This is a genomic window from Paraburkholderia megapolitana (assembly GCF_007556815.1).
GTDB lineage: Bacteria > Pseudomonadota > Gammaproteobacteria > Burkholderiales > Burkholderiaceae > Paraburkholderia > Paraburkholderia megapolitana.
This window is the reverse complement of sequence record NZ_CP041745.1, coordinates 2,177,469-2,196,488: the sequence shown is the minus strand read 5'-3', so window position 1 is coordinate 2,196,488 and position 19,020 is coordinate 2,177,469. Positions and strand designations below refer to the sequence as shown.

Genomic DNA, 19,020 nt, shown 5'->3' with positions numbered 1-19,020 from the left:
CGAAGGAGTTCGCCATGCCCCATCTGACGCTCGAATACAGCGCAAACCTCGCCGACGATGCCCGCCTCGGCCCGCTCTGCAAAGCGCTCGCACACAGCCTCGACGGACAACGCGACAGTGATGGCGGCGCACGCGTTTTTCCGACCGGCGGCATCCGCGTGCGGGCGATTCGCTGCGAGCATTACTGCGTTGCCGACGGCCGGCCCGACAACGCATTCCTGCATGCGAACCTGAAGATCGGCGCGGGCCGCTCCGAAGCGGTCCGGCGCGCGACCGGCGACGCGCTGTTCGAGATCATCAAGCAGCACTTCGCCGCCGACTACGAACAACACGGCCTCGCGCTCTCGCTTGAAATCAACGAGTTCGGCGAAGCCGGCACGTGGAAGCACAACAACCTGCACGCCCGGCTTAAGGCCTGAGTGAGCACACTGCCCCACGGGATCCTCATGCTAGACGAACAGACTATCCGCGACCTCGCCGCCCAGCTCGATCACGCCGAGAAAACCCGCACGCAGTTGCGCCATTTCTCGCGCACCTATCCGCAGATGACCGTGCAGGACGGTTATGCAATCCAGCGCGAATGGCTGAAGCTGAAGCTGGCTGAAGGTCAGGTCGTGAAGGGCCGCAAGATCGGGCTCACTTCACGCGCCATGCAACGGGCATCGCAGATCGACGAACCCGACTATGCACCGCTGCTCGACAGCATGTTTATCGAAAGCGGTCAGGATATCCGTGCAGACCGCTTCATCGCGCCGCGCGTCGAAGTCGAACTGGCGTTCATCCTGAGTCGCCCGCTAACCGGACCGGGCGTGACGCTGTTCGATGTGCTCGACGCGACCGCCTGGGTCACGCCGGCCGTCGAGATCATCGATGCACGCATCGAGCAGTTCGATCGCGAAACCAAAGCGCCGCGCAAGGTCTACGACACGATCTCCGACTTCGCGGCGAACGCCGGCATCGTGCTGGGCGGCCGGCCGATCCGGCCGCTCGACGTCGATCTGCGCTGGGTCGGCGCCCTGCTCTATCGCAACGGCGCAATCGAGGAAAGCGGGCTCGCGGCGGCCGTGCTCAATCATCCGGCGACCGGCGTGGCGTGGCTCGCGAACAAGATCGCGCCGTACGACGAACATCTGAACGCCGGCGACGTGATCCTGAGCGGCTCGTTCACGAGTCCGATTCCGGCGCGCGCCGGCGATACCTTCCACGTCGACTACGGGCCGCTCGGCGCAATCGGCCTGAACTTCGTCTGAGCGCATCCAGTACGGCATCAGAACTGATAGTTGATCGACATGTCCGCCACCCCATTCGTCGAACGCTGCGTGATCGGGCTATGCGCTGCACGGCCCACAAGCTGCTCGATCGCGCCGTCGGCGGTCATGAACCAGTGCTTGTTGATGAACCAGATCATCGTGATACCAGCGCCGACCGACTTGAGCCCCGCATTGGCCGAATAGCTCGGGTAGCCTGAGCGCGCAGACTGCGCGTCGGTCACGCCGAACCAGCGGTTCATGTAGCGCGAATCCGCAAAGGTGGCGGTCGGTCCGCCAAACCAGAAGAACTTCTTCGAGCTGCCGGGCAGCGGCATATACGCGCTGATGTCGCCGATCCATCCATCGGTGCCCCCGAGACTGCGTCGCAAATCCGCGCGCAGCACGAGCGGAAAGTCTTTGGATATGACGTAGTCGGTGGCGATCTTGATCTCGGCCGCCGGGTTGATATTGCCGAGGCCGTTCAGGTGCTGCTGATCGTCGGCGGCGCGGCGCCCCAGGTCGTAGGCAATCGCAATGCTCGTGCGCCAGTGGTCGGTGTTGATCACGTTGGCGCCGACGCCCTCGCCGGTCGACGCGAAAAACAGATCGCGATAGCGCAAGTCGATACTCGGGCCTGCCAGCACGCGGTAGCGGTCCGAGCCATCGGAGCGCGGCTGGAAGGCGGCCGCCGCGCCGAAACTGAACTGCCAGTTGGGTGTGCTGGCTGGGTCGGGGTCAAACATTTTTTGCAGCGGCACCCCGGCCGAATACTGCCATTCCGCGAGTGGTGACGGCGTTTGTGCATGAGCGGGCGCCATCACCACACCGCAGCCGCACGCGATCGTCCACACGAGCATGCGGGTCGTCGGCTTGCACAGCGGTTTTTTCCTTGTTATCCACATTCCACGAACTCCCGGCTACGCACCGTCAACTCTTGCATGCGAGCGATCGGCAAAAATGGCATCGGGCGGCGCCATGATGCGGCGCTACGGTTGCCATCACGTAACAACGACACGGCGCAATGCAGAAGTTGCCGCGGCCGGAATGCGCTAACAGCGATTTCGCTGCGAACAGGTCAGATTTGCGCGTCCGGCTGTCGCATTCAAGCAAGTGGTGTACCTGGCGCGAACACGTGTGACTCAACTCGCGAGGCTCGGCAGGAATATCTCAGAGAGAATCGCCGAAGGCGCACGCCACTGGTCTGGGGAGTTGTAGTTGCCCGAAGTCACGCACAACACGAAATCGAGTCCGGGAAAGACAAAGAGCCGCTGCCCGCCGTTGCCGATCGCCGCGACGAAACGTTCGCCGTAGCTACCGCCCTTGCCTTCCTGCAATGCCTCGCCGACGTACCAGAGGTAGCCGTAATGCAGCCCGGGATAGCCGATATCGACGAGCGCAGCCGGGCGGAAACTCTCGTGCAGCCACCCGGCCGGCACGACCGTCTTGCCGTTCCACTGGCCGTCGGCGAGCACCATCTGACCGATCCTTGCCAACTCGCGTGGCGTCAGCCGGAGGCCGGACGCTGCGTAGACTTCGCCGTCGGCGCCTTTCGCCCATTCCGTCGAACCGATCCCGAGCGGTGCAAAGAGCACCTCGCGCGCGAAGTCGGGCAAGTTGCGGCCCGTTCCCTTCTCGATGATTTTCGCCACCAGTGCGACGTTGCCACCGCTATAGATCCAGCCCTTGCCTGGGTCGCCGACCACCGGACGAGAGAGCACGTAGCGGTATCGATCGGCGGCGGCGTCCATCGCGGTCTCGCCGTTCGCTGGATCGGTGTACGGCAGCTTCTCGTTCCATTGCATGCCGAGCGTCATCGACAGTGCGTCGCGGATGGTCAGGCGGGCGCGCTGCGGGTCGGCGGCGAGATCGGGATACTCGGGGAACTGCGCAAGCAGCGACTGTTCGACCGCGGGAACCTGGCCGCGGGCGAGCGCGATACCGTACAGCAGCCCGACGATGCTCTTCGTCACCGAGCGAATATCGCGCAGTGTGTCGGGACCGAACTCGACCTCGCCTAACGGGCCGCGCCGGCTCGCATCGTCGCCTTTGAAGTAGCGCTCGAAGACGATGCGACCACTTCGTAGCGCGACCACGCCGTGCACCCCGGCAAGCCGGCCGCTTGCCTCGAGCTTGTCGAAGCGGCCCACGAGACCCGGTTTGAACCCGGCTGCTTCCGGTGTGATGGTTTGCCAGTCGGTTGCGGCAGGAACCGCTGCCTGCGTGGGTGTGGCGAGTAGCGTTAGCGAATTCGCAGCGCACATTGCGCCGAGGTTTTTCAGAAACGTCCGTCGACTGGCGGTGTTCATGGGGCGATGTCTCCTGGAAGAAATCGTGCAATCCGCGTGTCGCTGCGCGCGCAACGTTTGCGGTGAGCCAGTCTAGCAAATACCGTCGGGTCGATCATCAACGTCGTGCTCGGCGGCGTCAATGAACTGCCCACGTCCGCCACATCTGCCGGTAGGCGCGCTCTACCTGGTACGCGAAGCGGCTACCGTCCATCAGCGGCGATGCTTCAAGGCGCGTACGCAAACCGCTGCGCAGGGCCGACAGCCGCGGCAGATCGCGCGCCAGTTCGACGGCGATACGCACGAATTCTTCGTCGGTATACGCCGCGAGTTCGGACAGGCCGAGATTCGCGAGCTGGCTCAGGCCGCCCCGACCGACCGCTGTCTGTCCAACCCGCGTGACGACCGGCACGCCCATCCATAACGAATCGAGACTGGTTGTGTGGCCGTTGTAGGGAAACGTGTCGAGACCGAGATCGATGTCGTGATACGTGGCCAGATACGCGGCGCGCGGACGGAACGGTACGAAACCTACGCGCGCGGTGTCGATGCCCTGTGCGTCGGCACGTTCGACGAGCCGTTCGCGGCCCTCGCCTGCCGCCGACATCAGCACCAGTCGTGCGTACGGCAACGCTTGCATGACACCGGCCCACATCGCCAACGTGCGATCGGTCAGCTTGCACGGGTTGTTCAAACAACCCAATGTCACCTCGCCGTTAGACACGCGCTTCGATGCGGGCAACGCGTTGACCGCGGGCGTGTCGGTCAGCGGGTCGTAGCACCAGAACGACTCCAGCGCGCGAACCGATTGCTCGCTGTAGTGGCTATCGTGCCAGGGCGGATCGAGATGCGCATCGGTGAGTCTGTAATCGATCGCGTCGATGCCGGTCGTGCCCGGATAGGCGAGCCACGCCACCTGCACCGGCGCTGGTTTGCGCACAAACAGCAACGGGCGCCCGTCGGCCATATGCATCGTCAGATCGATCAGGATGTCGATGCCGTCGGCGCGGATCGTCTGCGCGAGTTGTTCGTCGTCGAGCGTGCGTACGTCGCGCCAGACGTCGGCATAAGCGGCGATGCGCGCCGTGACCGCGTCCGGTCGCTCGACGCTCGAGTAGCAGACGATCTCGAACGCGTCGTGATCGTGATGCGCGAGCAACGGAATTGTGAACAGCGCCTGGCAATGGTCGCGGAAATCGGCGGAGACATAGCCGATGCGCAGTCGCCGGTTGGGCGAACGATCGTTGCTGTGCGGTTTCAGTGTGGTTCGCAAAGGGTCTTCGTACCGCGCCGACCAGCGACGCGATTCGTCGCGCACCGTCTGCGCGTCGTCGCAGCGGAACGTCAGCGCATACAGCAGGTTGCTGTGCGCGATCACATTATCCGCATCGCAATCGAGCGCACGGCGATAACTGGCGATCGCATCGTCGAGCGCCCCGCCGTCCTTCAGCACGTTGCCGAGATTGTTGTGACTGACTGAATGCGTCGGATCGATCGCTATCGCGCGGCGCAAGTATGTTTTTACGTCGTCTGTTCGACCGAGTGTGCGATACAGGTTGCCCAGATTGTTGCACGCAGCAACGCTGTCGGGACGCAGCCGCAACGCACCGGCGAATGCGTCGGCCGCGGCCGCGAATTCGCCGAGCGAACGGTGCGCGTTGCCGAGGTTGTTGTGCGCGTCCGCGTGATCGGATTTCAGCTCGATTGCGCGACGGTACTGGACGATTGCATCGCGCGGACGACCGGTTGCGTGGGCGGCATTGCCGAGGTTATACGCGGCCTCTGCCGAAGTGGGATCGAGTTCGACTGCGCGTTCGAGCATCGCCAGCGCCTCTGGATAGTCGCCTCGCTCGCATAGCGCCACACCGAGATTCACGCGTGCCGCCGCACTGCACGGCTCGCAATGTACTGCATCGCGGAGCAGCGCAATCGCTTCGTCGAAGCGCCCGGATACGCGCAGCACACTACCTAGGTTGGTCAGCGCGTCCGCGTTGGCGGGTTGCACGGCCAGCGCGCGACGATATGCATGTTCCGCTGCGCTCAGGTCACCAAGATGCCGATATGCATTGCCAAGCGGATTCAGCGCCTCGACGCATGCAGGGTCGAGATCGAGAACGCGAAGCCACGTATCGACGGCTGCGCGCATGTCGCCTTTTGCCTGCAGCGTATGGGCCAGGACGAAAAGTATGTCGGCGGATGCAGGTTGCCCGGCGAGCAGATCGCGGCAGACGTCGATTGCATCGTCGAAACGCTGCAATGCGACGAGTACCTGAGCGCGACCGAAGCGGTAGCGTGTCTGATGCGGCTCGCAGGCAAGCGCGCGCTCGACCGATATAAGCGCGCGCCCGGCGTCGCCGCATTGCAGGTCGAGGATGCCCAGTCTGAAGCTCGCGTCCGCATGCGCAGGCTGCTCGGTGAGCACGGCTTCGTAGAGGCTACGTGCGGTAATCAGATCGCCGGCCAGATGATGGCTTTTCGCCTGCGCAAGTAAAGCGGCGATGCCCTCTTCCGTTGCGCGTGCATCCGGATTCGCAGCAGCGGCCGGCCAGTTACTCATGCAACGGGTGTACCCATGCGCGACACCTGCAACCGTTCAAAAGCATCGACGATCGGTTGCACGAACGCATTCTTGTGCGCAAGCGGACCATCGGCCGCCTCGCGATGAATCAGCATCGTCGCGTTCGCTTCGAAGACAAAGACTCGTCCATCGGGCAGCAACGTGAAGTCGATGCCGCCATAGTCCAGATCGAGCCGGCGCCCGATCGCCGCGATTGCCTTCGCCGCGCGTTCGCCAAGCGCGGTTCGCGGGTCCTCAAGAAAGCGTCGTTCCTCGTCGATCTTCGCGCGGTTCGTCGTCATATCCGCGGAAAAATAATGCACCATCCAGTGCGACGAGATCGCGAGGTGATAGGGAAACGGCTCGCGATCGACGAACACCGTCCGGTACTTGCGGTAATGGCCGTCCGTGCTGCGAAAGTCGATGAATTTCGTCAGATAGCACGGTGCGGAGAGCGCCTTGAGCGCGCCCCATAGTGTGTCGAACGATTCATGCAGCACGAGTCCGTCGCCGCCGTGCGTAGCAAGCGGACGCATCAATAGCGGAAAACCGATGCCCGCAACCTCGAGCCGCTCGGCCAGCGTGCGGTATGAAGCGGGCCGCGCTTCGACGCGAATGCACGGCGCGGTCACGACGTTGTCGATGCCGGCCAGCAGCAACGCCATCCGGTGACGCTGCGTACGGGCAACCCTGTCTGGCCGGTTCAGCATCGCCTGCCCGCAGCGCTGCGCAAAACGCTGCAGCCTTGCGGTGAGCGGCTGCGCGATGTCAGGCTCGCCGATTGCGTTGAACACGAGATCGAACGGCGGTAATTGCGCGTCTTCTGTGTCGTGCGCGTAGTCGATCGCGTACTTGATGCGGTAAGTGGTATCGAACGGCAGCAAGGTTTCGAACGGCACGTTGCCGCACGCGTGCCCCGAACACAGGATCAGCAGATGCCGCCGCGCATTCTGTGCCGGCTCGATAAACACGCGCTGCAGGCTGTATGCACGCGAGCGGTGTTGCTGGGCATCCGCAGCCTGCCCTTGCGCTTCGAAAATCGCGGCGAGATTCTGGTGGGCGATCGCGAGATCGGGGTGCACCTTCAGCGCTTGGCCATACCAGTGCTTCGCCGCGTCGTGTTCGCCCTTCATGTAGTAGACGGTGGCGAGGTTGTAGAGCGGAATAGCTGCAAGGCTGGGCTCGCCGGCAGCAATCGTATCGAAGGTGGCGAGAGCGATGCGGTGGGCGAGAAAACCGGTGTCGTCGCCCGCCGCTTGCAACGCTTGCGCCAGCGCGGCATGCAACGCGAGATTGAGCGGATCGTCGTCGAGTTGTCGAGCGAGAGCGGTCACGGCGGTCGGCGAGTCTGGCGCCCCTGCGACGGCAACGGCATCGTCGCACGCGGTATGGAGTGTGCTCATACGTGCTGCAGCGAGAATTCGGTTAGCGTGTCGCACAGCGTATCGACTGCCGCTTCCGTCACCGCGTTGTACAGCGACGCACGCAAACCGCCGATCGAGCGATGTCCTTCCAGTCCGACAATCTGCCGCTCGCTCGCCGTTTCCAGAAATGCACTATCGAGCCGGCTATCGCCGAACGTAAACGCAACATTCATCTGCGAGCGCCACGACGGCTGCGCATGGATCATGACTACATCGCCGAGCGCATGCAGCGTGTCGTAGAGCCGCGCAGCCTTGCGCGCGTTGATGCGCTGCATCGCCTCGAGTCCGCCGATCTCCGTACGCAACCAGCGCGTCACCAGCGCCAACACATAGATCGCGAACACCGGTGGCGTGTTGTAGTTCGAACCGTGAGCGATATGCGTGCGGTAATCGAGGATTGCAGGGAGTCCGTCGGGAATGCGTTCGATCATCTCGCGATGAATCGCGGCAACCGTGACGCCGGCCGGTCCGAGATTTTTCTGCGCATGGGCGTAGATCATCGAGTAGCACTCGGTGCGCACCGGTTTCGACAGAAAATCCGACGACATGTCGGCGATCAGCGGTACCGGCAACGTATGTTCTCGCGCGGGAAACTGCAGACCTTCGACCGTCTCGTTCGTCACGTAGTGCAGATACGCCGCCGATGCTGCGACGTTCAAAGCGTCGAGATCGGGCAAGCGGCAATAGCCACTATTGCGGCCATCCCACGCAATCTTTGCGGCCCCAACACGTGTCGCTTCTTCTGCGGCCCGCCCGCTCCAGTAACCCGACGCGATGTATTCGGGCGCACCCGCGTCGGCAATGGCGCCGGCCGCGAAGTTCATCGGGATCATCGCGAACTGCAGGCTGCTGCCGCCTTGCAGGAACGTCACCGCGTAATCGTCGGACAGCGCGAGCAGCGCGCGCAGGTTCTGCTCCGCTTCATCGAGGATCGCGCGAAACCACGCCGACCGATGGCTCATGCCGAGCACGGAGAGCCCGGTTTCCGGCAACGCCACAATTGCCTCGCGGGTTTGCCGCAATACCGATTCCGGCAATGCGCCGGGACCGCCGGAGAAATTAAGGGCATTGGTCATCGTCGGGGACCGGAATAAATTCGTTAGCTCGATGCAAGCAAGGTCGCGCGCGGACGCACGACGAACCGCACTGCCAGACCAGACTAGCAACGCGTTTCGTCATGCAAACAATCGATGAAGGGGGTGAAGCGCCGTCAATTCGGCGATATAGGCGGGATTGCGTAGCGCGAAGGCGCAGATCGCGGCTTTTGTCCGGCCACGTGGTTGCTCGACATATAGACGCAGGTCGCGAGCGATCCTCGATACTTGCGGATTACGCCAGAACAGCTTTCAAATTACTTCCGTCAGCAGCGGGGAATTTTGCTAACTGTCAGCTACGGAGATGCTAGTTGCCGTGTCGGGTGCCCAGTCGCAACGCTGCGACAGGCGCACAAAGCGCCCGCCCCGTCACGCCCTTAGCAAGACCCTACCCCCCACTTCGCTGAAGAACGATGCTTTGATCGAACGATCCCCACACCGCTATCGAGCGAGGTCTGCTGTTATCCCAACTCCTGATCGGTGCTGTCACAACGCCGGACAGACTGCTTGTAAGCGCACTGCCGGGGAAGCTGAGCGCAAGCCCGCTAAACCGGTTGACGATGCGATACGCGAAGGCATCGCCGGTGACGACTTTCTGGAAATACCACTGCTGCTGCACCGACGAACCGGCCGGCGAGAGTTTGACCGGTGCGCCCCAGGCTCGACCCGCGTCGCTATTGTCCACGCCAAGGTAAGCACCGTCGATCGAGATCGTGAAGAATCCGTCGCCCGTCGCTTTGAACCTCCACGCGCCAGATGCGAGTGCCGGCACATTAGCCCGCGGATTGCCCGGATGTGCAATGAAGTATTCGCCGTTGGGCGAGTCAGCGGTAATCGAGTGACCAGCGGCATCCGCGTAGTAGACCGGTACGGGATCGGTCGACGAATCGAGGTGTGCGGTGATGTCGATATATTCGCCGTCGGACTGCGAGCAACTGTATGCGCAATAGGTACGGAAAGTCTGGCCAAGCGGGCTGGATGACGTTTTCGTTGCGGTGTCCACGAACCATCTGTACCAGGAGGCCGAACTGTACGGGACACTACCGGCATAAGTCCATTGCTGGGTAGCAAGATCACTCGACGTATATAGTTTTAGCGTCGTGGCAGGCAGGCCGTAATCGAAACTGGGGGTTCCGGGCTTTGAGATCGTTCTGTCCTCGGCTACCGCGATGTACTTCTGCAGATAGACGTTCCATGAAATGCTCATAACCCGCAGCGTTGCGTTGGTGTAGCCCGCGTCAAGCAAACTGCCTGTGTTGCCCGTGGGGGTGACAAAAGTCTCGCTTCCGGTGGCGTCGGCCGCGGGACCGCCCTGAGCAGTGAGGTCGACAGACGGGCCTTGAATATTCGATTCGAGCGAGCTCGACACAGGGGCGCGCGCGCAGGGAGTCGTAGCCGCGCTCGATGCGTCGCAAGTCCAGTTCGTTCCCAGTACCTGTTGCCATTTCCCGTTGTAGAACTTCTGCCACGACGAAGACGTCATCTTGCGGCTAATCGGCGCTCTTGCGACATGTGCCCACATGTAGTTGTCAAAGCCAGACGGAGCGCCGTTCTGACCGAGTATTCGACTCGTATAGAAGATATAGAAATATCCCGATGCGTAGTCGACGAACAGCCGGGGGTCCCCGTCGCCATAGTAGTAGTAAGGCGTATGAGGGTCGCCTTTGCCGTACGGCGAGGTCACGATCGGAGACTGCAGGGTCCAGCTCGCCCCACGGTCTCTCGAGATAGCGTAGGAAATCGCGTCGACCCGCGGATTCGTGCCGAACAACTCGTTATGCACGATGCCATACCAGTCCCCTGTATCGGGATCGACCCAGACGCCGATCATGTCGCAGTAGTCGGCCTGCGTATAGGAGGTTTGCGATTTGACCGGTTTTCCGAACAACTCGATTGCTACCGGGTTACCGTCGTTGCAAAGCACGCGTGTATCGTACTGGGAGTGAGCCTGCGACAGCGAAACGGAGTCGGCATTTGCGCCGCTATAGAAATCCCACACGTGATCGGCAGGGACATCGTCGTACTGCGAGTAGGCGTTTTCGAGGAAGAACGTGCCATCCCTGTCGATGAAGAGCGAGTTGGGGCTATCCGAGTAGATGCTCATCGGTACCGGCGCCGACGCACGGAACGTGACGGCCTGCGCGGGCGCGGCCTGCAGCAGCCCGAGCAGGATCGCTCCCAGTGCGGTCAGCGAAATACGGCTTCCAGATCGCTTCATGATTCCCCTCGTTTCCATAGAATCGACGTACATCGGTAGACATGGCCGATGCGTTGGCGCGCTACCGTCAGGCAAGCGTCGCCGCGAATTCGATCGGCTGCGCATCCAGCTGATGGAGATCGAACACGATGATTTCGTTGTAGCCCGGCCTGAGCCACGGTGCCGGGCAATAGAGTCTGGTCTGCGGACCGATGTGCCAGTAGCGGCCGAGATTCCGGCCATTCGCCCACACCATGCCCTTGGTCCAGCGACTCATATCGACATAAGTATCGCCAACCTCGTTCAGTTGAAACTCCACCTTGAAGAACAGGCCGCCTTTTCTGGCATTCGTGGTCCCAGGACGAAGATTCGCTATGAATGCGTCATCCATCGGCAACAGGTGGACCTCCCATCCGGTCAGCACGCTGCTCTGGCCGCTCTGATCCTGCAGCGCGACCGATTCGAGAATGCCTTTGCGATCGACGATCGCATGACCGAAATTGACCCGCCCCATGCCTTCCACCAGGATTTCGAGTACAGGAGAAGCCGACGTCACTGCGGTTGATAGCGGCAACGGCGCATGGTGCGTGACGTGCAGACGCTGCGCGTAGGCGGCCGGTATCGCCGCCCGCGAAATGCCGCCCATGTACTGATCGCCGATGCACACCGTCGCGTAATCGTGAACGTCTGTGACGGTAAGCGCCCCGCCGTCGTAACGTGGCAACTGCTTGCGGTACAGAATGAACCCGAACGCCTGGCCGTACATCTCGAACGGCTGCGGGTTGACCGTTTGGGAAGCAGGCAGTGCAGCAGGCAGGTTGTCCCAGATAGAAGCATAGGGAACGGGCGCGAGTGCCTCGGACCGGTTGCGCGTGATCGTGGCAATCGGTCGCGGCACCGCAGGAAGCGAGGATGGCAGATAGCCAGCGATGAGATTCCGGTACCTCGTGTAGTGCGCGGTCGCAACACCTTGTTCGCTAATTGGAGCCGCGTAGTCGTAGCTCGTGATATCGGGCTGATACTCGCCGGTATTGACATCGGTATTGGCGCCGGAGAAGAAGCCGAAACTCGTACCGCCATGAATGACGTACAGATTGAACGACAGCTTTTGCTGCATCAGCGTGGTTAGCGTTGCAGTGATGTCGGTGGCGGTGCCTTGCAGGAACGGGTCGCCCCAATGCGTGAGCCAGCCTGGATAGACTTCGCCCGCCATCGCCGGCACGCCCGGATAGGCATGCCGCGACGCCGCGATATCCGTGGCCGTTCCGCCGCTCAACCCGATCGCGCCACCTGTCACGTTCGAATGATTCTGCTCGAGCTCCGTGAGACCGTCTTCCGTATAAAACGGCCCCTGTATCCCGCCTTGAACCCAGAGCTGGCGAACCTCCTCCATATAGGTCGGGTCGTTCGCATAGGAGCCAAATTCATTCTCGATCTGGATCATCAGGATCGGTCCGCCGTTGGCGACGAGCAAGGGATTGATGCGCGGTATCAGTTCGTTGATATAACGCGTAACCGCGGCCATGTAATGCGGATCGTTAGCCGAATTTGTCCTTAGCTTGATGTCACGATGGCGCAGCAGATAAGACGGAATACCACCCAGGTCCCATTCGCCGCAGATATACGGACCGGGACGCAGCAGCACCCACATATCCTCATCCTGACAAAGCTTGATGAATGCTTCGATGTTGCGATTTTCCGTTTCGAAATCGAAGTGACCTGGCGTCGTCTCGTGGTAGTTCCACATGATGTAAAACGCGACGGTGTTCATGCCCATCGCCTTCGCCATCCTGATCCGATGCCGCCAGTATTCGACCGGGATGCGTGCAGGATGCATTTCGCCGCTGCGAATCTGCAGCGCGCGCCCATCCAGCAGAAACTGACTGCCGTCCGGGCTAAACGAGAAGGTATGGCGTTCTTTCACACGTGGACTGACAGATTCGGCGGAAACGTTTTTAGCGGTGTTCGTGGAATTCAGGGTGCCGCTATCGTTCTCGCTACCGTATGCCGATATGAACGGCACCAGCGCGGCCAACGAGACAAATCTTCTTCTATCCATTTCGCCTCCTCCAGCAAGTTCGACTTTGCGTAACCGGTTTTCTTAAGCCCATCACTGTGGACTGCCGGGCGACGATACACAGCGGATAGAGAGGTATGCAAACTTTTGATGACGATTCCAGATACTGGATGCTTTGGCATCATCACGCCATGTCGCAAGCTTCAACAATACTCAAAGCCACTGGTCCTTCCATGTTTCCCGAACGACTCTATATAGCGAACCAGCGCGCAAGCGACCTTCGTAAAGCGGTATCCAAACTCATTCAACAGGGATAGAGATGAAGCCAGACAGGAGCTGTAACGGTAGCAAGCAGGGCCGGCTAGCTGCACTCAGTATCGTGACGATCGGAATGCTGGCGCTGGCGGGATGCGGCGGCAGTGATGGTGGTTCGTCCTCGAGTAGTGCCGCGAATCTGAAGCAAACCTCAAACAACCAAGCAAACCCCGCAGCAAGCAATCAGCCTTACGTCGATACGATCGCCTATTCGATGAACGCCACCGATGGTCTGGCCGCGTCACAGGTCACCGAAAAGGCCGCCGTGATGCAGCACCAGTGGAAATCCGGCAGTACGACGATCGACTACACGACCACCACCGGTCACCTGACCGCCGCGGACGCGCAAGGCAACCCGGAGGCGTCGATGTCCTACGTCGCCTACACCGCGCCGAGCACGAACGGTGCGCCGCGCCCGGTGACGTTCATCTATAACGGCGGCCCGGGTTCGTCGTCGATCTGGCTGCGTCTCGGTTCGTTTGCGCCGACGCGCGTCGCCACGCCCGACCCGCTGTTCGGCAACAACTGGCCGAACTATCCGCTCGTCGACAACAAGGAAAGCATGCTCGACGTGTCGGACCTGGTGTACATCGATCCGCCGGGAACCGGGCTCTCCGAAGCCGTTCTGCCGAACACGAACCAGGTCTTTTGGGGCTGCGATCCGGACGTCAAGGTGATACGCGATTTCGTCGAGCGCTATATCGCCGTCAACAATCGCAGCAAGTCGCCGCTGTATCTGTACGGGGAGTCGTACGGCACGCCGCGCACCGACATGCTCGCGCTGTCGCTCGAGTCCGCCGGTGTCCATCTGACGGGGATCGTGTTGCAGTCTTCGATCCTGAACTATGGGTCAACCGACGATGCCGCCGACGACCTGCCGAGCTACGCGGAAGTATCGGCCTACTACAACCAGGTTTCGCCGGCACCGGTTAGCCTGAGCGCCTATGCACAGCAGATGGAGCAGTTTTCGACCGCTCAGTATCGTCATCTGAACAACGGCACACCGCCTTTGCGCACGCTGCAGTCGTGGTCGCAAACATCGGGCATGAGCGTGCAGGCATTGCAGAGCTACTTCAGTCAGAACTGGTTCTCGGACACGCTGGTCAGCAACGGGCAGATCGGCCGTTATGACGGACGCGTGACGTTGCCGGACTCCGACCCGCGGCTGCAGAGCGACAACGATCCGTCGGACATCCTGATCTCGCAACCGTTCACGAACGCGCTTGCAACACAGATGCCGCAATATCTCGGCTACACGGCGCCGAACTCGACCTACGTGCCGTTGAACGACGGCATGACCTGGGACTTCTCGCACGGTGGCCAGTCTTATCCGGACACGATCCCCGATCTGCTCGGTGCACTGACGCTCAACCCACGGCTCGAGATCCTGTCGGAAAACGGCTATCACGATCTGGCCACACCGTTCTTCAATACCGAGAAGCAGCTCGCGCGACTCCAGACAGTGCCTCATCTAAATCCGAACCTGCAGGTGACTTTCGTCCAGGGCGGTCACATGATCTATCTCGACGACGTGGCACGGCCGCAGGTGAAAGCGCACCTCAAGCTGTTCTACGCGGCGAAGCAGATTCCGGGTGCCCTCACGCTGACGACGCTGCCGCAGCCGTGGCGTGACGAAAGCCCGGCGAGTTCACCGACCGTTAGTACGCCCAGCACTGTGACGCAGGCGGCCGCGCCCTGAGCGCTGCAGCAGTGCGCGTTTTTAACAGCAACCTGCTGTTCACCCATCTAATGCGAGTGATCATGTCTCTTATCAATTTGCTGCGACGTATGTCTCCGTTGATTGTCCTCGGTGCTGTCATGAGTAGCGCTCACGCGTTGCCGCCGCAAGCGGTCGCGCCCGTGACGTTGCCGCATGGCAGTCATGGTGTCGACGGTCCGTTCTTTCCGCAGAACCGTGTGGCGGCCGTGACCCCGTCCACCGGCGCGACCTTGCAACAGCAGGCGCAGCAGCGCGTCGAAGCACGACTCGGCGCCAACACGGCGCTCAGCAATGGCGCCTCTGTCACGAAGGCACAGGCGCAAAGCAGCGGTCTCGGCTATGTCGCCAAACATTTCGAAGAGATCGATAGTGCCCATACCGGGCGCGTGTCGATGAGCGATGTCAGGCAGTATCTGCAGCAGCAACAGCGTTAAGCGATAACAGCGCGACAACGCGATAACAGCGATCCGGCCGCTCCCGGATCGCTGTTTACCACCTTTTTACTTGCCGCCGAGATACAGATATCTACAATATCGGCAACATCAAACCGCGAACGGGTCCCATGAATAACCGATGTCGTCGATCGTCGAACCATCTCACTGCCTGACCGGCAGGACGTCCGCGTGCCCTTTCTTCTAGCCGCCGTCTTGCCAGCAGGCAGATGGTGCGCGCCGCAGTAGTCTTTTCAAGCCCTTTATCTAGCGCCACCTGAACGCGGGATTGCCCCGCGTCTGGATGATCGCGTCTTGCGAGCGAGACTCGCAGCGCGGCGGGATGAGTGTGCGCGCATCGAATGCGGCATCGCCCTGTATTTAGCGCTGCCAGGTCAATGCTTTCTACGTAGCAACCCTGCACTACGCATCACACCGAGGTCTCTCATGTTTGAAATGAACAAAAACTATAGCCGCGAGTACATCCACACCGTCTGCGGCGGCAGCAAGCAGGCTTTTCTTCCGACGAAGAATGGCAAGGTAGTCGCCGCGTGCCTGCGGCCCGACCTGAACCCACACGCACCTGAGGTCATCCTCTGCGACGGCGGTGCCGCGGCACGTGCCGCCGGCAGAACGCTCGCAAGACAGGCCGGCGAGATTCCGGTGTTCATCAAGATCGAGACCGATTCGTTTCGCTACGTGGGTCAGTTCGCCGTAAGCGAATCTTTGACTGCGCCGCTCGACTGCGCGCCCTATGCTCATAGGAGCAGTTTCACAGCGGCCCAGATCTCGCGCGTGATCAAGATGAACCGTTGCTAGCTTGCGCGAGGCGTGCTGAAATGAAGCGCCGCCGTTTCCAGACCGGCTATGCGTCCGCATAGCGTGGCTGAAAACGGCGGCGTATCGCGCACAACGCGTGCACGACGCGTGCGCAAATCGTGGAGGTATTACGCAGCGGCCGCCGTCAACTGCACCGGCAGATAGTTCTGCAGATACTCCTCGAATTCCGCCCGCACCTCGGGATGCCGCAGCGCGAATTCGACGGTCGCCTTCAGATAGCCAAGCTTGCTTCCGCAATCGAAGCGCGTGCCGAAGTAGCGATATGCCAGCACCTGCTCTTCGGCAAGCAACGACTGCAATGCATCGGTGAGTTGCAGTTCACCGCCTGCACCGGGCTTCAACGCGCGAATGTGCTTGAAGATGGTCGGCATCAACACATAGCGGCCCACTACGCCGAGATTGGACGGCGCCTTTTCCGGTGCGGGCTTCTCGACGATGCCCGAGAGCTTGATCACATCCTCTTCCCACTCGCGACCATCCACCACGCCATACGAGCGGCTGTCTTCGCGGGCGATCGTTTCGACGCCCACCACCGAGCTGTGATAGTGGTTGAACACGTCGACGAGCTGCTTCATGACCGGCTTCGTGCTGTGCAACAGATCGTCCGCGAGAATCACGGCGAACGGGCTCTCGCCGACCAGTTTTTCGGCACACAGCACCGCGTGTCCGAGACCGAGCGCGGTGGCCTGTCGCACATAAAAACAATCGACGTTGGCCGGCTTGATGCTGCGCACGAGTTCGAGCAACTGGTCCTTGCCGCGTGCCTCGAGCTCGGCCTCGATTTCATACGACTTGTCGAAGTGATCTTCGATCGCGCGCTTGCTGCGCCCGGTCACGAAGATCATCTCGGTGATGCCGGCCGCGATGGCCTCTTCTACCGCGTACTGGATCAGCGGCTTGTCGACGATGGGCAGCATTTCTTTCGGACTGGCCTTGGTGGCCGGCAGGAAGCGTGTTCCGAGGCCCGCCACGGGAAACACGGCTTTAGTGACTTTCAGCATGGTCTGCATTCCCACATCGGTTAATCAATCTTTGCGGTCCGTTAGCGTGGACGACACTGAACGCCACGCGGTCCGGAAACTGTCCTCAAAAAGGTTAGCGGAAAAATATTCGTTTTCCGTAATGAATTCATGCGATCGATCGTGAATCGGGCCTTTCGATCGCATGCTGTCACATCGCGAAATCTGATCGGGAAGTGTTACGTGATGAAGCGGCTGATTAAAACTCAATGCGCAATTATTACGTGAAATACGGGCACTGCTTATTCGCTTTCGTCGAACGGCGGAAGCTTGCCCGGATTCATCCGGAAGCGTCCGATCGGTTCGTTGCGCAACGCTTCCCGGTAGGCGGATACGCCCACCAAAACCAGCAGGACGGCGATCCCCGCGAGCAAGTGCATGTTCATGGCTTTACTCCTGGTCAAATGAGTCCGAGACTCAAACTAGCACGAAAAAATCGACAAATAATTCAGCGACCCCGCCAGTTAATTTTTTCAATCCATTCGAGTCATCAATTCGACTTGTTATTTCAGTTCGTGAGAAATTTTTATTCATTTTTCGAATTGCCGTTGCTCTACGATAGACCATGCGAGCCCGTGCCTGCAGAACATGTCGTGCGCCGGGTCTGCGTTGTGTATATAAGCAAATCACGCGGTATGGATAAGGAGCGCGCATGAGCGATTCGGCCTTCGAAGCAACCGGCACTTCGCTGCCCTTTCAGGCGCTGCCGGCCAGCGAGGCCCGCGCGGAAAGCGCCAGCAAGGATCACGTCATCGACGCCATGCGCGGTTTCGCGGCGCTGCTGGTGGCCTATTTTCATTGCCGGCAGGTTGAATGGATCGGCATGCAAAGCTTTCACCAGACGGTGGGCCGGTCGCTCGATTTCAGCAACATCGTCGCGTATCTGACGTTTCCAGTGGCCTGGGGGTCGGCTGGTGTGCCGATCTTCTTCGTTATCAGCGGTTACTGCATTCATCGCGGCGCGGCGTTGCGGCTTGCCCAGAACCCGGCCTGGCGGCTCGACGCCACTAACTTCTGGGCGCGCCGCTTTGCGCGCATCTATCCGGTGCTGTTCGCGGCACTGCTTCTGACGCTCGCGCTCGACTGGGCCAGCCTGCAATTGCCGCCGGTCAGCCATAAGATCCGCGAGATCGGCCTGCAGGCGTTCCTCGTCAACCTGTTCTCGCTGCAAGGCGTAGCCGGCAAGACCTATGGTTCGAACGGCGCGCTCTGGACACTGTCGCTCGAAGTGCAGTTCTATGCGATTTATCCACTGTTGTTCGCCTTGCGGCGGCGTATCGGCATCACGCCGGTGCTGGTGCTCGTCGCGCTCGTCAATGTCGTGTCGGCATTTTGCCTCGAGCGCCATGACATCCAGTTCTTCACGTCGTACTGGCTGTCGTGGACGCTCGGCGCGTGGATCGCCGATACGAAAGCGCACGCGGTTGCTTCTACGCAACGGCCGTCGCTATTGCTCTACGGTGCGGCGGCGGTGTTCACGGCACTCGGCTGTGTCGCGTTCCATTTCGGGCAGTACGTTGCGTTCCAGTTGTGGGCGCTCGGTTTCGCCTGCTACCTGTATCGCGCGCTCGACACGCGCCGTACCGCCGGCGGCACCGCGATGCGCGCACTGTCGCGGCTCGGCGATTTCAGTTTTTCGCTGTACGTCGTGCATCTGCCGATCTTCGTGCTGCTGTCGTCGCTGCTGTTCCGCTCGGCGCTGCAACAGTCGATCTGGCCTTCGTTCGGCTATATGCTGGTCGCCATTCCGGTTGCGTATGGGTTTTACCGACTGGTCGAGCTTCCGGCGATGAAGTGGTCGGCGAGTCTGAAACCGCGCAACGCCAATTCCGGCAAAACCTCGAAAACGGCAGTGCGGGCCTGACGTCACG

The 19,020-nt window shown here is 61.0% G+C and carries 15 protein-coding genes; 6 read left to right on the top strand and 9 right to left on the bottom strand.

Going from position 1 to position 19,020, the window contains the following annotated elements:
• Positions 1 to 14 precede the first annotated feature (14 nt).
• Positions 15 to 419 carry a 5-carboxymethyl-2-hydroxymuconate Delta-isomerase gene (locus FNZ07_RS23045; protein ID WP_091016771.1) on the top strand — a complete coding sequence of 135 codons (405 nt, stop codon included), beginning with the start codon at positions 15 to 17 and terminating at the stop codon, positions 417 to 419.
• A 27-nt stretch (positions 420 to 446) separates the two neighbouring features.
• The gene (gene hpaH / locus FNZ07_RS23040; RefSeq protein WP_091016768.1) at positions 447 to 1,250 is read left to right on the top strand and encodes a 2-oxo-hept-4-ene-1,7-dioate hydratase; all 804 of its coding nucleotides are present in this window, start codon (positions 447 to 449) and stop codon (positions 1,248 to 1,250) included.
• A gap of 17 nt (positions 1,251 to 1,267) precedes the next feature.
• Here hpaH and FNZ07_RS23035 read toward each other — a convergent pair whose 3' ends face one another.
• The 7 genes from FNZ07_RS23035 to FNZ07_RS23005 form a co-directional block, all read right to left on the bottom strand.
• A complete protein-coding gene (locus tag FNZ07_RS23035) occupies positions 1,268 to 2,146 on the bottom strand; it encodes a MipA/OmpV family protein (protein ID WP_407670693.1) in 879 nt (292 codons plus the stop codon).
• A gap of 243 nt (positions 2,147 to 2,389) precedes the next feature.
• Positions 2,390 to 3,556: a serine hydrolase domain-containing protein gene (locus FNZ07_RS23030; protein ID WP_211367991.1), complete on the bottom strand. Its 1,167-nt coding sequence runs from the start codon at positions 3,554 to 3,556 to the stop codon at positions 2,390 to 2,392.
• Between the two features lie 118 nt (positions 3,557 to 3,674).
• On the bottom strand, positions 3,675 to 6,092 hold the full coding sequence (locus FNZ07_RS23025) for a tetratricopeptide repeat protein (RefSeq protein WP_091016762.1): 2,418 nt from the start codon (positions 6,090 to 6,092) through the stop codon (positions 3,675 to 3,677).
• A complete protein-coding gene (locus FNZ07_RS23020) occupies positions 6,089 to 7,495 on the bottom strand; it encodes a tetratricopeptide repeat protein (protein ID WP_091016760.1) in 1,407 nt (468 codons plus the stop codon). Before FNZ07_RS23020 ends, FNZ07_RS23025 begins: the two co-directional genes overlap by 4 nt.
• Positions 7,492 to 8,592: a 3-phosphoserine/phosphohydroxythreonine transaminase gene (gene serC, locus FNZ07_RS23015; RefSeq protein ID WP_091016756.1), complete on the bottom strand. Its 1,101-nt coding sequence runs from the start codon at positions 8,590 to 8,592 to the stop codon at positions 7,492 to 7,494. Before serC ends, FNZ07_RS23020 begins: the two co-directional genes overlap by 4 nt.
• 406 nt (positions 8,593 to 8,998) lie before the next feature.
• On the bottom strand, positions 8,999 to 10,828 hold the full coding sequence (locus FNZ07_RS23010; RefSeq protein ID WP_170275820.1) for an RICIN domain-containing protein: 1,830 nt from the start codon (positions 10,826 to 10,828) through the stop codon (positions 8,999 to 9,001).
• Positions 10,829 to 10,895: 67 nt separating this feature from the next.
• The gene (locus tag FNZ07_RS23005) at positions 10,896 to 12,866 is read right to left on the bottom strand and encodes a beta-galactosidase (RefSeq protein ID WP_091016752.1); all 1,971 of its coding nucleotides are present in this window, start codon (positions 12,864 to 12,866) and stop codon (positions 10,896 to 10,898) included.
• Positions 12,867 to 13,143: 277 nt separating this feature from the next.
• Between FNZ07_RS23005 and FNZ07_RS23000 the strand changes: the two genes are divergently transcribed.
• The 3 genes from FNZ07_RS23000 (at position 13,144) to FNZ07_RS22990 (ending at position 16,109) form a co-directional block, all read left to right on the top strand.
• Complete coding sequence (locus tag FNZ07_RS23000; RefSeq protein ID WP_091016750.1) at positions 13,144 to 14,838, top strand: S10 family serine carboxypeptidase-like protein; 1,695 nt, start codon at positions 13,144 to 13,146, stop codon at positions 14,836 to 14,838.
• A 50-nt stretch (positions 14,839 to 14,888) separates the two neighbouring features.
• Positions 14,889 to 15,293, top strand: coding sequence for a 2-oxoglutarate dehydrogenase (locus FNZ07_RS22995; RefSeq protein ID WP_091016900.1), 405 nt, complete (start codon positions 14,889 to 14,891; stop codon positions 15,291 to 15,293).
• Between the two features lie 444 nt (positions 15,294 to 15,737).
• Positions 15,738 to 16,109, top strand: a complete 372-nt coding sequence (locus FNZ07_RS22990; protein ID WP_091016748.1) for a DUF6697 family protein — start codon at positions 15,738 to 15,740, stop codon at positions 16,107 to 16,109.
• Between the two features lie 128 nt (positions 16,110 to 16,237).
• Here the strand turns inward: FNZ07_RS22990 and galU are convergent, their stop codons facing one another.
• Both galU and FNZ07_RS33715 read right to left on the bottom strand, forming a co-directional pair.
• On the bottom strand, positions 16,238 to 17,131 hold the full coding sequence (gene galU / locus FNZ07_RS22985) for a UTP--glucose-1-phosphate uridylyltransferase GalU (RefSeq protein WP_091016897.1): 894 nt from the start codon (positions 17,129 to 17,131) through the stop codon (positions 16,238 to 16,240).
• 260 nt (positions 17,132 to 17,391) lie between these two features.
• A complete protein-coding gene (locus FNZ07_RS33715; RefSeq protein WP_170275818.1) occupies positions 17,392 to 17,535 on the bottom strand; it encodes a hypothetical protein in 144 nt (47 codons plus the stop codon).
• Between the two features lie 266 nt (positions 17,536 to 17,801).
• Between FNZ07_RS33715 and FNZ07_RS22980 the strand changes: the two genes are divergently transcribed.
• Positions 17,802 to 19,013 (top strand): acyltransferase family protein, encoded by a 1,212-nt coding sequence (locus FNZ07_RS22980; protein WP_091016746.1) that lies wholly within the window; start codon positions 17,802 to 17,804, stop codon positions 19,011 to 19,013.
• The last annotated feature ends 7 nt before the right edge of the window (positions 19,014 to 19,020 follow it).

What these genes read in the sequence shown, in the direction of transcription:
- FNZ07_RS23045 (WP_091016771.1), top strand. Translation starts at nt 15, where the DNA reads ATGCCCCATCTGACGCTCGAATACAGCGCAAACCTCGCCGACGATGCC.
- hpaH (WP_091016768.1), top strand. Translation starts at nt 447, where the DNA reads ATGCTAGACGAACAGACTATCCGCGACCTCGCCGCCCAGCTCGATCAC.
- FNZ07_RS23030 (WP_211367991.1), bottom strand. Translation starts at nt 3,556, where the DNA reads ATGAACACCGCCAGTCGACGGACGTTTCTGAAAAACCTCGGCGCAATG.
- FNZ07_RS23025 (WP_091016762.1), bottom strand. Translation starts at nt 6,092, where the DNA reads ATGAGTAACTGGCCGGCCGCTGCTGCGAATCCGGATGCACGCGCAACG.
- FNZ07_RS23020 (WP_091016760.1), bottom strand. Translation starts at nt 7,495, where the DNA reads ATGAGCACACTCCATACCGCGTGCGACGATGCCGTTGCCGTCGCAGGG.
- serC (WP_091016756.1), bottom strand. Translation starts at nt 8,592, where the DNA reads ATGACCAATGCCCTTAATTTCTCCGGCGGTCCCGGCGCATTGCCGGAA.
- FNZ07_RS23010 (WP_170275820.1), bottom strand. Translation starts at nt 10,828, where the DNA reads ATGAAGCGATCTGGAAGCCGTATTTCGCTGACCGCACTGGGAGCGATC.
- FNZ07_RS23005 (WP_091016752.1), bottom strand. Translation starts at nt 12,866, where the DNA reads ATGGATAGAAGAAGATTTGTCTCGTTGGCCGCGCTGGTGCCGTTCATA.
- FNZ07_RS23000 (WP_091016750.1), top strand. Translation starts at nt 13,144, where the DNA reads ATGAAGCCAGACAGGAGCTGTAACGGTAGCAAGCAGGGCCGGCTAGCT.
- FNZ07_RS22995 (WP_091016900.1), top strand. Translation starts at nt 14,889, where the DNA reads ATGCGAGTGATCATGTCTCTTATCAATTTGCTGCGACGTATGTCTCCG.
- FNZ07_RS22990 (WP_091016748.1), top strand. Translation starts at nt 15,738, where the DNA reads ATGTTTGAAATGAACAAAAACTATAGCCGCGAGTACATCCACACCGTC.
- galU (WP_091016897.1), bottom strand. Translation starts at nt 17,131, where the DNA reads ATGCTGAAAGTCACTAAAGCCGTGTTTCCCGTGGCGGGCCTCGGAACA.
- FNZ07_RS33715 (WP_170275818.1), bottom strand. Translation starts at nt 17,535, where the DNA reads ATGAACATGCACTTGCTCGCGGGGATCGCCGTCCTGCTGGTTTTGGTG.
- FNZ07_RS22980 (WP_091016746.1), top strand. Translation starts at nt 17,802, where the DNA reads ATGAGCGATTCGGCCTTCGAAGCAACCGGCACTTCGCTGCCCTTTCAG.